A 12377-nucleotide genomic window follows, 5' to 3' on the forward strand; every position below is an offset into this window, starting at 1 on the left:
AGGCTCTCCGTTACGCGCGGCTGGGGAACACGCGCGGCGACATCGCGTCGATGCTGCGGCCCGCGTAGTCGCGCTGCGACACCGTCGCGATCGTCTGCGCTTGAGCGCGTTCGACCTCCTGCATGCAGCGTTCGATATCGATGGTCAGCAGTTGTCCATTCTTGACGACCTGTTCACCGTCCACGTACACGTCGCGGATGGCGCGATCGCCGGCCGAATAGATCAGGCTGCGCAGCGGCTCGCGGCCGGGGCGCATGTAGGGATGCGACAGGTCGACCAGCGAGAAGTCGGCCTTGCCGCCGACCGCGATGCGACCGATGTCTTCGCGGCCCAGCATCTTGGCGCCGTTCACCGTGGCGGCGTTGAACACTTCCTCGGTGGAGGCGGCGCGGAAGTGGCCGGCCTGCAACCGGGCCACGTAGCAGGCCAGGCGCATCTCGTCGAGCATGTTGTGCGGGAAGGTGTCTGTGCCGATGCCCACATTGATGCCGGCGCGCAAATAGCGGCCCAGGAAGCTCAGCGCGATGCCGCGACGCACGAACACCGTGGGACAGTGCGCCACGTGCGAGCCCGACCGCTGCAACAGACCGAAGTCGTCGGCATGCGGCCAGTACAGCGCGCGGTGGTCGTTCAGGAAGATGCCGTGGCCGATGATCAGGTCCGGGTCCAGCAGCCCTTGGTCATCCAGCCATTCGATGGGCGTGCGGCCGTGGCGGCGCGTCATCTCGGAGAATTCCACCACGCTTTGCGCGGCATGGATCTGCATCGGGATGCCCAGCCGGCGCGCAGCCGCCTGCGCTTCCTTCAGCAGTTCGGGCGAGCACGTGTCCACCTGCGACGGGCACAGCATGGCGCTCAGGCGGCCGCTGGGATGGTGGATGGCGCTGTCCACCACGTCCAGCGCGGCTTCAAACGATTTGACGGCGCCGGCTTCGTCCCAGGTGTATTCCACCGAATGGCCGTCGGTCGTGCGCCAGGCGGCAGAACGGAACATGGGGCCCAGCACGCCGCGGATGCCGGTGCCGGCCACCACATCGGCCCAGCCCGGGCGCGGCAAGGACATGTCTACGAAGGTCGTCACGCCGGACAACAGCATCTCGGATACGGCGACCTGGTTGGCGTACTGCGCGGTTTCGATGCCCATGCGAAAGACGGGCATGTATTCGTACAGCGAGCTCTGGCCCAGCTTGTCGCTGCCCAGCTCTTCCAGCAAGCCGCGATTGCCGGGTTCTGACGACGGATGGGTGTGCACGTTGACCAGCCCCGGCATCGCCATCAGGCCGTTGCCCGGCACGACGCTGTCGGCGGGCCCCGCATAACCGGTGCCTGCGTGGATGACGGTGTTGCCGCGCATCACCAGGTCGGCGTTTTCGATGTAGACGTGCGAACCCAGTTCGGCGTCCCATGCCACCAGCGTGGACAGGTTCTTGAAATGGGTGATGCGGGCTTGATTGGTGTCGCTCACGGAAGACTCTCTGTACGGCGTGAAAGGGGTGTAGCGGTGGCGCGGCAGGGGCCGCACCACCTTGTCGTGGCTTACTTGAAGGCGATGTCCAGGCCCTTGTAGGCCGCTGCGCCGAAGATGCCGTGCGCGCGGAACGGCTTCATGCGCGGACCGCCCACCAGGTAGAGCGAGTCGTGGTACAGCGGAATCCACGCGGCGCCGTCCGAAATCTTGGTCAGGGCCTTGGACAGGATGGCGTCGCCCGCCGCGGCGTCCAGCGCCTCGCTGCCTTCGGCCAGCCATTGGTCGGTTTCGGCGTCCCTCCAGTTCATGCGGTTGGGCGTGGGCACGCTGTTGGACAGGAAGTAGCTGTTGAGCGCTTCGCCCGTGCTCATGTAGCCGAAGCTCATGCTGAATTCATCGAATTCCTGCGTGGCCAGCTTGCCCCAGGCGGACGTCGAATCGAACAGCTGCACGCGCAGGTCGACGCCGACCTTCTTCATGTCGCCCTGCACGGCTTCCATGATGTCTTTCCAGTAGCCGGTGATGCCGTAGTGCAGTAGCGACAGCTTCTGGCCGTCCTTGTAGCGGTAGCCGTCGGATTGCTTCTTCCAGCCGGCGTCGTCCAGCAGCTTGTTGGCGGCGGCGGGGTCGTAGCGGAAGGCGTCATTGCTGCCGGCGGGCGTGGCTGTGGCCAGCATGCTGGTGGCGGGCTGCGCTTCGCCGAAGGTGATGGCTTCGGTCAACGCCTTGCGGTTGATGGCCAGGTTGATGGCGCGACGCACGTTCACGTCGGTCAGCATGGGCTTGTCGATCTTGAAGCCCAGGAAGAACGTCCAGTAGAAAGGATCGGCGCGGCTGACGAACAGGCGCTTGTCGCCCTTCAGGTCCTTGATGGCCCATTGCGGCAGGTAGCGCGACAGGTCAGCCTGGCCGCTTTGCAGCGCGGTCAGGCGCGTGCTTTCCTCGGGCACGATCTTCCAGACGATCTTGTCGACCTTGGGCGTGGGGTCCTTGTAGATGGACGGGCCCCAGTTGTAGCCGGCGTGGCGGGTCAAGACCACTTCATTGCGCGGCGACCAGCTCTGGAAGCAGTACGGGCCCGTGCCGTCAAAGGCCTTCACGCCGTAGTCCGGGCCCAGTTCCTTGACCTGGTCGATGTTGATGACCGAGTGCATGTAGTGCGCCATCTGCTGCAGCAACTCGTTGTAGGGCTTTTTCAGCTTGTAGACCACGGTGACGTCGTCGGGCGCGGTGATGCTGTCCACCGGCCCCGCGCGCCAGCGCTCCAGGCCCTTGGTTTCCGGATTCAGCCAACGCTCGTAGCTGGCCACCACATCCTTGGCCGTCATCTTCTTGCCGCTGCAGAACGAGACGTTGTCGCGCAGCGCGAAGGTGTAGGTCAGGCCGTCGGGCGACACCGTCCAGCTCTTGGCCAGCGCCGGCACCGGCGTCTTCATGTCGTAGTCCAGGCCCACCATGGTGTCGGCGGCCATGAACAGCACTTCCGCCGCGCCGCGCGCGGTGGTGCGGTGCGGATCGTACTTGTCGGTGTCCAGCTCGCGCAGGATCAGCACCGTCTTGTCGGATTGGGCGACGGCGTGCGTGGGCGCGGCCAGCAGGCAGGTCAGCGCCAGGGGCGCGAGGGCCAGGCCTTTGATGAGCGTCATGGTGGTGGTTTCCCCGTTGTGGTGTGTTGTGGTGGTCAGGCGCGATTCAGAAACGCAGCTTGGGATCCAGCGCATCGCGCAGGCTGTCGCCCAGCAGATTGAAGGCCAGCACGATGAAGAAGATCGTCATCGTGGGTATGGTGGAAATGTGCGGGAAGATCTGCAGGAACTTGCGGCCGTCGGCGGCCATGCTGCCCAGCTCGGCAAACGGCGGCTGCGGGCCCAGGCCCAGGAACGACAGCACCGAACCCAGCAGGATCGTGTGGCCCAGCTGCAGGGTCGCGTAGATCATCAGCATGGACGAGCAGTTCGGCAGCAGGTAGCGCGTGATCAGGTAGAAGTTGCCGAAGCCCATGGCATGGCCCGCTTCCATGTATTCCTGCTTCATCACCACCATGGCGGAACCGCGCGCGATGCGCGCCATGCCCGGGATGGCCGACACGCCCAGCGCCAGCACCATCGACAAGGTGCCGGGCCCCAGCAGCGCCGACAGGCTCAGGCCGAACAGGATGGCCGGAAACGACAGCAGCACGTCCACGACGCGCATGATCACGCCTTCCAGCGGCCGGTAATACGCCGCCAGGATGCCCAGGACGGCGCCGATGCCCGAGCCGCCGATCACCGCCAGCACGCTCAGCATCAGGGTCGCGCGGATGCCGTAGATGATGCGCGACAGGATGTCGCGGCCTTGCACGTCGGTGCCCAGCAGATAGGTGATGCCGTCGGACGACATCCAGCCCGGGAGCTTGCGTGCGATGGCCATGTTGGTGGCGTACGGGTCGTGCGGCGCCAGCCAGGGCGCGAACAGCGCGGTCAGCACGATGGCGATCACCGCCAGCAGCGACAGCAGCAGAATGGGATCGCGGCGCAGCCGTTCGGCGATGCGCGCCAGCGGCGTGGCCATGGCCTGGGGCGGCAATGCGCCCATGGAGGAGGTCGAGCCTGCGCTCATGATTTTTGTCCCCGCGGATCCAGGTAGCCGTAGAGCAGATCCACGATCAGGTTGATGAAGATGAAGCCCAGCGCCGTCACCAGGATCGCGCCCTGGGCCAGCGGGAAGTCGCCGGCGAAGATGGCGCCCACCGCCATGCGGCCCACGCCGGGCCACGAATAGATCTGTTCGGTCACCACTGCGCCGCCCAGCAGGTTGCCCACTTGCAGGCCCACCAGCGTCACGATCGGCAGCAGCGCGTTGCGCAGCGCATGGCGCAGCACCACGCGGGGTTCGCCCGCCCCTTTGGCGCGTGCGGTGCGCACGTAGTCGCCGCTAAGCGTTTCGATGACCGCGGTGCGCGTGATGCGCGCCACCGGCCCGATCAGCACCGACCCCAGCGTCAGCGCGGGCAGGGCGATGGACTCCAGCCCGGCCAGCGTCCACAAGGGGCCGTTGCGGCCGATGTAGGGCAGGATGCCGGCGCCGCCCACGTGCTGAACCAGCAGCAGGCCCACCCAGAACACGGGTAGCGACACGCCGACGACGGACAGGGTCATGACGAAGCGGTCGATCAGCTTGCCGCGGCGGTAGGCGGCCAGCGTGCCCAGCAGGATCGCCAGCGGAATCGACCAGATCACGCTGGCCAGCATCAATTCGACCGTGGCCCCGATGGTGCCGCCGATCTCGTCGATCACGGGCACGTTCGAGATCATCGAGCGGCCCAGGTCCAGATGCGCCAGGCGCCACATGTAGCCGGTCAACTGCACCAGCAGCGGCTTGTCCAGGCCCAGCTCCTGGCGCACCTGTGCCAGCTCGTCGGCGGTGGCGGTCGGACCGGCGATGACGGCAGCGGGATCAGCGGGGGCCACTTGCAGCAGCACAAAGCACACCACGATCACGCCCAACAGAACCGGCAAGGAAATGGTGAGGCGGTTGAGCAGTTGCCGGATCATGCGACGCAGGCTCCGGTCGCGGGATTCGGCCTGCCGGCGCGGCTGCCCGGTGCGGGCTGTGCGTGGGCAGGGGGAACGGATCTCGGCATAAAACAACCTCTCTTGGTGCGCCCGGGGGCTTACGGTGGTCGAAGAATGCCAGTGCGCCCGGGCCGCGTGGACCCAGGGAAATCCACTATGGAGCCATTTGGACGCAGCGCGACCGAAGCCCCGCAAGCGGTTGATTTCTAATGAATTTCCGGAATTTCCGGCGCCACCGGAAAGCGCATCCGATAACGGGGTGTTATGACGCCTGCGCAAAGATTGATAGCCGGGGAGCGGCCGCCCGGGACGGCCCCGCGAGTGCGCTGCTAGACTGCCTGCGGCCCTACGATTGATTGAACCCTTTCAGGCAGTGATCCCATGCGCTTCATCGACACGGAACAGACCCGGGACGCCCTGTCCTTCGACGCCGTTATCCCCGCCCTGCGCGACGCCTTCCGCGAGGGCGCCACGGTGCCCGGGCGGCACGTCCACGCCATCCAGTCCGGCACCGCCCACGGCACCTCGCTGATCATGCCGGCCTGGAGCGACCGCGGCTATTTCGGCGTGAAGATCATCAACATCTTTCCCGAGAACACCCACCTGGGCCTGCCCGGCCTGCACGCCACGTACAACCTGTACAGCGCCAAGACCGGCGTGCCGATTGCCCAGGTGGACGGCGACATCGTCACCGTCTACCGCACCGCCGGCGCCGCGGCGCTGGGTGCGGACTACCTGGCCCGCCAGGACGCCAGCACGCTTTTGATCGTGGGCTCGGGCCGCATCGCCGGCCTGGTCGCGCAGGCCATGCGCACCGTACGCCCGATCCAGCGCGTGCTGGTGTGGAACGTGCGGGCGGCGGGCGCCGAATCGCTGGCGGCAAGCTTGCGCGAACAAGGCTTTGACGCCCAGGCCACGACCGACCTGGAAGCGGCCACGCGCCAGGCGGACATCATCAGCTGCGCCACCTTGTCCACCGTGCCCCTGATCCACGGCGCCTGGCTGCGTCCCGGCACTCACCTGGACCTGATCGGCAGCTTCAAGCCGGAAATGCGCGAGACGGATGCCGCCTGTTTCGACGGCACGACGGTCTATGTGGACACCGACGAAGCGCCCACCAAGTCCGGCGACCTGCTGGCCGCCTTCGAGGCCGGCGTGCTGACGCGCGAAGCCATCCAGGGTGATTTGCACCAGCTGACGACGGGCCAACGCCCGGGCCGCCGCAATGCGCAGGGAATCACCGTGTTCAAGGCGGTAGGCAGCGCGCTGGAAGACCTGACGCTGGCCACGCTGGTCTATGAAGCGGTGCACGATTCGGACAGTACCGAAGCATCGTAGGATGGGTGAAGCGCGAGAGTCCAGGCGCAAGAACGCTGACGTGCAACGCGCGCAACCCATCAGGCAGCGCTGCCGTTCTAAACGGCTTCAGTCATGGTATCGCCGCTGCTTGATGGGTTGCGCGCGCTTGGCGTCTTGTCTTTGCGTTGAACCTCTCGCGCTCCACCCATCCTACGACCGGCCTCGCAGACGCGGCTCACGTTCGGAATCAGGGCTGGCGGTCCGGGTGTTGATCCAGGTTCACGCCCATCATCATGCCGCCCCCGCCACCCTGCCCCCCCCCTTCGCCGCCCCCGCCTGATTTCGCGCCGCCGCCGCCGTCGCCTTTGCCGCGCGCGGTCGAAGATGGCCGCGCGGGGCCCTGCTTGGGGATCTCAAGCGTTGCGGATACCGGTTCCAGGTCCAGGACCTGGCGGATGAAATCGCGCAGCGACACCACCAGTTCGGCCGTGTGCACGGGGCGCCCCGCTACCAGGTCGGCTGCCGCCTTGGCCGCCAGCCGCACCTGCTCTTCCGTGCCCAGCAGGATGATGTCGGACAGTGCCGCTTCGGCTGCGTCGCGCATGCGGCGCGCGCGTTCGCCGCTGGGCCAGTCGGGCTCGGCGTCGCCCCCCGCCTGTGGCTCTCCCGCCGCCTGCCGTTTCACATCGCGCAGATGCCGGGGGTCTACCGCCAGGTTGCCAGTGAAAGACCCGCCCAGCGTCTTGTAGGCCGCGATCAAGGTGCGCAGCCGTTCGTTGATCTGTCGGTTCTCGCGCGCGCGGCGTTGCTGGATGGTCTGCATCACCAGCAAGCGGATGCCCACGCCGATCAGCGTGATCAGCGCCAAGCCCAGCAGTGTCGACAGCAGGCCCTGCCAGGAACTGAAATCCAGATTACGCATGCGATGGGCTCCCGGGTCGCGTCAACCGCCGGCCAATCCCACCGGCAGGTGTTCGCGCATGATCTCGATGAATCGGCGCAGCCGCGCCGGCTGGAAACGCGACGGCGCATAGACCAGGGACACCGGCAGCGGATCCGCCTGCCACTGCGGCGCCAGATGCACCAGCCGGCCCGCGGCCAGGTCGTCCTGCATCGCCCAGGCCGACCCCAGCGCCACGCCCAGCCCCAGCACCGCGGCCTTGCGCAGCGCATGCAAACCGTCGGTGGACAGGCGGGGCTGGATGCCGAATCGTTCAGACTCGCCTGAACCGCAATGCGTCAGGCTCACTTCGGTTCGGTAGAAGGTGCGCAGCGCCAGCCAGGGCAGGCGCGCCAGTTCGGCGGGCTGCTGCGGCACCGGCGCGCCTTGCAGCAAGTCAGGTGACGCAATCACGATGCGCGGGACGTGGCCCAGTTTCACGGCGATCACCGAGGGATCCGTCACCGGCCCCACGCGGATCGCGCAATCGACGTTCTCGGCGATCAGGTCGGGCATGCGGTCATGCAGCAGCCATTCCACCCGCATGTTCGGATACTGCTGCAGGTACTTCGCCAACGGCTCGACGAACTGGTCCTGCCCGAACGCATGCGGCGCCACCACGCGCAAGGTGCCGATGGGCTCGTCGCCCGCGCCGCGCACCTCGCTTTCGAACGATTGCCACGTAGCGATCAGTTCCTTCGCGCGTTCATAGCAGCGCTGGCCGTCTTCCGTGAGCCGGATCGCGTGGGTGGACCGTTGCAGCAGCCGCACGCCCATCGTGCGTTCCAGCAATTGCAGGCGCCGGCTGACGGTGGGCTGCGTGCCGCCCATCTGCGCGGCGGCGGCCGACAAGCTGCCGGCCTCGACGATGCGTACGAACGTTTCGATCAAAAGGAGGCGGTCCGTGCCGGCCGCGGCGTTCAGGGCGGGGGTGCTCATACGTCTATCGTATAACGGATGTACCTCGGGATCGGCTACCAAAACCGCGGTGCGGCGCCCAGAATCTGCCCCGTACCTGATCCACCGGATAGCCATCATGTCATCTCGAACTTCCTCCACCACCCTGTCGCGCGGCCTGGTCCTGCTGCTTGCCGTCGGCGCAGGCCTGTCGGTTGCGTCCCTGTATTACAGCCAGCCCATGCTGGGCGTGCTGGGCGCCGACATCCACGCCAGCGCCGAAACGCTGGGCTGGATTCCCACCCTGACGCAGCTGGGCTATGCCTTCGGCATCCTGATGCTGGCGCCGCTGGGCGACCGCCACGACAGAAAACGCATCATCCTGATCAAGGCCGCCGTGCTGAGCCTGGCCCTGCTGTCGGCCGCCGTGTCGCCGTCCATCGGCGTGCTGCTGGCGGCCAGCTTCGTGGTGGGCCTGTCGGCCACGCTGGCGCAAGACATCGTGCCGGCGGCCGCCCATCTGGCGCCTGCTGAAGCCCGTGGCAAGATCGTCGGCACGGTCATGACCGGCCTGCTGCTGGGCATCCTGCTGTCGCGCGTGGTCAGCGGTTTCGTGGCCGAACAGTTCGGCTGGCGAGCGATGTTCGTGGCGGCTGCCGTAACCATCGTGGCGCTGGGTGTCGCGCTTTCGCGGGGCCTGCCAAGTTTCGTGCCCTCGACGCAACTGGCGTACCGCGCCCTGCTGGGATCGCTGGCGACCTTGTGGCGCCAGCATCCCGGGCTGCGCCGCGCCGCCATGGCGCAAGGCCTGCTGTCCCTGGGCTTCAGCGCATTCTGGTCGACCCTGGCCGTGATGCTGCACGGCGCGCCCTTCCATCTGGGTGCGGGCGCGGCTGGCGCGTTTGGCCTGGCCGGTGCAGCCGGCGCCCTGGCCGCGCCACTGGCCGGACGCGTGGCGGACACCCGTGGCCCGATGGCCGTCGCCAGCCTGGGCGCAGGGCTGACGATGGTGTCGTTTGCCGCCATGCTGTTTTTGCCGCTGCTGTCGCCGCATGCCGCACTGTGGTTGATCGCGGGCAGCGCCGTCGGCTTCGACCTGGGCATCCAGACCTCGCTGATCGCGCACCAGAGCATCGTCTACGGCATCGACCCCGCTGCCCGCAGCCGGCTCAACGCCATCCTGATGACGGGCGTGTTCATCGGCATGGCCGCCGGCGGCGCGCTGGGCAGCCTGGCGCTGGCGCACTGGGGATGGACCGGCGTCACGCTGGTCGCAGCCAGCGCGGCGGCCGTGGCGCTGGCCCTGCGGTTGCGCCCCGGCGTCACCCGCAACGGCCACCCCAGCCGCTACGCGGCGTAGGGCCTAGGCCAGCCCGCGACGCGTTGGCCGTTATTCCGGCTTGTTGATCTCGTCGGCCGTGATGATCTCGGCCACCAGCACCTGGCCGGGGCCGTCCAGGTAATACTCTTCCTTGGCAGGATCGCGCAGCTTCATGAAGGCGTTTTCGCCGATCTGCATCGTGTGGCCGGCAGCCAGCTCGGCACCGCTCTCACGCAGGTATCCCATGATGTTGTTGAACATGTTCGAGTAGGTCTCGCCTTCGTGGTGGCCGCGGGCCAACGCCGCGAAGTCGGGCAGGCCGAACGCGTCGCCGCCGTACGTGCGCATCCAAACGCCGTCCACGCCTTCGACCTCATATTTCACCAAGCCGCAATACAGCATGTTCAGCGGCAGCGTGCGCAAGAGATCAAGGCTTTCTTCGCCCAGCGATTCGGCGTCGAACACGCCGGCGGGCAGCGAGGTGTGCGCATGCTCGTTCAGCACGGCCATCGCCCCGAAGCCCGTCAACGCGCCCGCCACGGCGGCCAGCGCCACATATTGCTCCAGCGGGTCTTCTTCAAAGCCGGCGTAGTACAGGATGATGTGGCTGGCGTGGCCGCGGATCTCGTCTTTCACCGTGCCCGGGTAATGCGCGGGCGCCACGCAGGCTTCCAGCGAGTCGTTGGGATAGGGTGCGTTAAAGCCCACCATCCGCACGACATGCTTGTCCCAACCGACCAGGCCCAGGAACTCCGGCATGTCGGGCGCGATCTCGGCGCGCGCCTGGCCCATCGACGGGTGATAGGCGCGCAGCGCCGCCGTCAACGTGTCTTCGGCGATCGCCAGCGGCGCGGCGAACAGCACCTGCAAGCTCAGGGGATTCTCGATGGCGGGGTTGGCGGACAGCGCGCGGGCGTCAGCGGTTTCTTCGTTGCGGCCAAAGAAACGGGAGAAGATGCTCATGATTCGGGACCTGGAAAATAAACGGGGGCAGTATACGGTTGCCCCTTCGGTCCGCCGCGCCACTGTCGCCAATGGACACATCTCTCACCGCGCGGCCGGCTCCAGGAAGCCATCCTTGCCGATGGTCTCCACCACGTAGTCGATGAAGGATTTGATGCGCGATGAGATCGCCGTATTGCGGTAGTACACCGCATTGATCGGCTGCCTGACGTCCTGCGTCTGCTTGACCAGCACCTGCTGCAGCGCGCCGCTGGCGCGGTCGCCACGCGTCATGAAATCCGACAGGCACACCACGCCGCCATCGTTCAACGCCAACTGCCGCAACGTTTCGCCGCTGAAGGCGCGCACGCCCGGTTTCACGTGCAAAGGCTGGCCATCGATATCCAGCAACGGCCATTCGTTCAGCGATTCCAGCTGCGAGAAACCCAGCAGCGTATGCGAAGCCAGGTCCGCCACGCGCTTGGGCGTGCCGCGCGCGGCCAGATACGCCGGGCTGGCCAGGACGCGCACCCGGCTTGCGCCCAGCGGCACCGCATGCAGCGACGAATCCTTCAGCCGCCCGATGCGGATGGCCAGGTCCGTGCGGCGTTCCAGCAGGTCGATGTTGCCTTCGTTGCTGTTGAGCTCCAGCTCCACCTGCGGATAGCGCTTGCGGTAGCCGGGCACCAGCGGCGCAATCACATGCAGCATGAAGGGCGACGCCGCGTCCACCCGCAGCAGCCCGGCGGGCTGGTTGCGGCGCACGTTCATCAGTTCTTCGGTTTCCTCCACCGACGCCACGATCCGCCGCACCTGCTCCAGGTACGTCTTGCCCTCTTCGGTCAGCTCCAGCCGGCGCGTCGTGCGGCGCATCAGCGTGGTCTGCAGCTTCTCTTCCAGCCGGCTCATCGTGCGGCTGGTGGCGGAAATGGTCTGCCCCAGCACGTCGGCGGCGGCGGTGATGGACCCGCTGTCGACCACGGCGATAAAGACCTGCATTTCGTCGAGTGTGGTTTTCATAATTGACGTTATATCAAAAGTCTTTCGCCAATACAGGGCTTTTTCCGCAAGTATCGCGCGGGCACACTAGCTGCATTCCCGGGCAACATCGTCCGGCCCCGCATACCCACCATGGAGTTTTACATGAGCATTCCCGCATTTGGCGTCGGCACGTTCCGCCTGCAAGGCCAGGTCGTCATCGATTCGGTGCGCAACGCGCTGGACATCGGCTACCGCGCCATCGACACCGCGCAGATCTACGAGAACGAAGCCGAGGTCGGCCAAGCCATCGCCGAGTCCGGCGTGGCCCGCGAAGACCTGTTCGTCACCACCAAGATCTGGGTGCCCAACTATGCCCAGGGCAAGCTCGTGCCCAGCCTGCAAGACAGCCTGGCCAAGCTGCGTACCGACTACGTCGACCTGACCCTGATTCACTGGCCGGCACCGGGCAATGGCGTGACCGTTGCGGAATTCATGACCGCGCTGGGGCAAGCCAAGGCCCAGGGCCTGACCCGGCAGATCGGCATTTCCAATTTCCCCATCGCCGAAACCCGCGCCGCCATCGCCGCCGTGGGTCGCGACGCGATCGCCACCAACCAGATCGAACTCAGCCCTTACCTGCAGAACGCCGCGCTGACCGCCTTCCTGAAAGAGCAGGGCATCCACGTCACGTCCTACATGACGCTGGCCTACGGCAAGGTGCTGAAAGACCCCGTGATCAGCCAGATCGCCGAACGCCATGACGCCACGCCTGCGCAAGTCGCGCTGGCCTGGGCGCTGCAACTGGGCTATTCCGTGATCCCGTCGTCGACCAAACGCGAGAACCTGGCCAGCAACCTGCTTGCCCAGCAACTGCGGCTGACGGCGGATGACATGGCCGCGATCGCCGCGCTGGAACGCAACGGCCGCGAAGTCAGCCCGGAAGGCCTGGCCGCCGCCTGGGACTAAGAGGAAATC

The 12377-nt window shown here is 66.6% G+C and carries 11 protein-coding genes; 3 read left to right on the forward strand and 8 right to left on the reverse strand.

What is annotated here, in order from left to right; translation table 11 throughout:
* Positions 1–10: 10 nt before the first annotated feature.
* The 4 genes from CEY09_RS17790 to CEY09_RS17805 all read right to left on the reverse strand — a co-directional run bounded on the left by CEY09_RS17790 (position 11) and on the right by CEY09_RS17805 (position 5001).
* On the reverse strand, positions 11–1465 hold the full coding sequence (locus tag CEY09_RS17790) for an amidohydrolase family protein (RefSeq protein ID WP_088589680.1): 1455 nt from the start codon (positions 1463–1465) through the stop codon (positions 11–13).
* 71 nt (positions 1466–1536) lie between these two features.
* On the reverse strand, positions 1537–3114 hold the full coding sequence (locus CEY09_RS17795; RefSeq protein ID WP_088589681.1) for an ABC transporter substrate-binding protein: 1578 nt from the start codon (positions 3112–3114) through the stop codon (positions 1537–1539).
* 46 nt (positions 3115–3160) lie between these two features.
* Positions 3161–4066 carry an ABC transporter permease gene (locus tag CEY09_RS17800; protein ID WP_234704841.1) on the reverse strand — a complete coding sequence of 302 codons (906 nt, stop codon included), beginning with the start codon at positions 4064–4066 and terminating at the stop codon, positions 3161–3163.
* On the reverse strand, positions 4063–5001 hold the full coding sequence (locus CEY09_RS17805; protein WP_006226754.1) for an ABC transporter permease: 939 nt from the start codon (positions 4999–5001) through the stop codon (positions 4063–4065). Before CEY09_RS17805 ends, CEY09_RS17800 begins: the two co-directional genes overlap by 4 nt.
* 402 nt (positions 5002–5403) lie before the next feature.
* On the opposite strand from CEY09_RS17805, the gene lhpI reads away from it, so the two are divergent.
* Positions 5404–6360, forward strand: coding sequence for a bifunctional Delta(1)-pyrroline-2-carboxylate/Delta(1)-piperideine-2-carboxylate reductase (gene lhpI, locus CEY09_RS17810; RefSeq protein ID WP_088589682.1), 957 nt, complete (start codon positions 5404–5406; stop codon positions 6358–6360).
* Positions 6361–6568: 208 nt separating this feature from the next.
* Here the strand turns inward: lhpI and CEY09_RS17815 are convergent, their stop codons facing one another.
* Both CEY09_RS17815 and CEY09_RS17820 read right to left on the reverse strand, forming a co-directional pair.
* Positions 6569–7243, reverse strand: coding sequence for a hypothetical protein (locus tag CEY09_RS17815; protein WP_088589683.1), 675 nt, complete (start codon positions 7241–7243; stop codon positions 6569–6571).
* Between the two features lie 21 nt (positions 7244–7264).
* Positions 7265–8200 carry a LysR family transcriptional regulator gene (locus CEY09_RS17820; protein ID WP_088589684.1) on the reverse strand — a complete coding sequence of 312 codons (936 nt, stop codon included), beginning with the start codon at positions 8198–8200 and terminating at the stop codon, positions 7265–7267.
* Positions 8201–8297: 97 nt separating this feature from the next.
* On the opposite strand from CEY09_RS17820, the gene CEY09_RS17825 reads away from it, so the two are divergent.
* Complete coding sequence (locus CEY09_RS17825) at positions 8298–9518, forward strand: MFS transporter (RefSeq protein WP_088589685.1); 1221 nt, start codon at positions 8298–8300, stop codon at positions 9516–9518.
* 30 nt (positions 9519–9548) lie between these two features.
* On the opposite strand, the gene CEY09_RS17830 is transcribed toward CEY09_RS17825, so the two are convergent.
* Together CEY09_RS17830 and CEY09_RS17835 are read right to left on the reverse strand one after the other, a co-directional pair.
* Positions 9549–10442, reverse strand: a complete 894-nt coding sequence (locus tag CEY09_RS17830) for a DUF4261 domain-containing protein (protein WP_088589686.1) — start codon at positions 10440–10442, stop codon at positions 9549–9551.
* An 84-nt stretch (positions 10443–10526) separates the two neighbouring features.
* A complete protein-coding gene (locus tag CEY09_RS17835; RefSeq protein WP_035213910.1) occupies positions 10527–11441 on the reverse strand; it encodes a LysR substrate-binding domain-containing protein in 915 nt (304 codons plus the stop codon).
* 123 nt (positions 11442–11564) lie between these two features.
* Here CEY09_RS17835 and dkgB point away from each other — a divergent pair, with 123 nt between their 5' ends.
* The gene (gene dkgB / locus CEY09_RS17840) at positions 11565–12368 is read left to right on the forward strand and encodes a 2,5-didehydrogluconate reductase DkgB (protein WP_088589687.1); all 804 of its coding nucleotides are present in this window, start codon (positions 11565–11567) and stop codon (positions 12366–12368) included.
* The last annotated feature ends 9 nt before the right edge of the window (positions 12369–12377 follow it).

Origin of the sequence: Achromobacter marplatensis (assembly GCF_002209535.1) — a bacterium.
GTDB classification, from domain to species: domain Bacteria; phylum Pseudomonadota; class Gammaproteobacteria; order Burkholderiales; family Burkholderiaceae_B; genus Achromobacter; species Achromobacter marplatensis.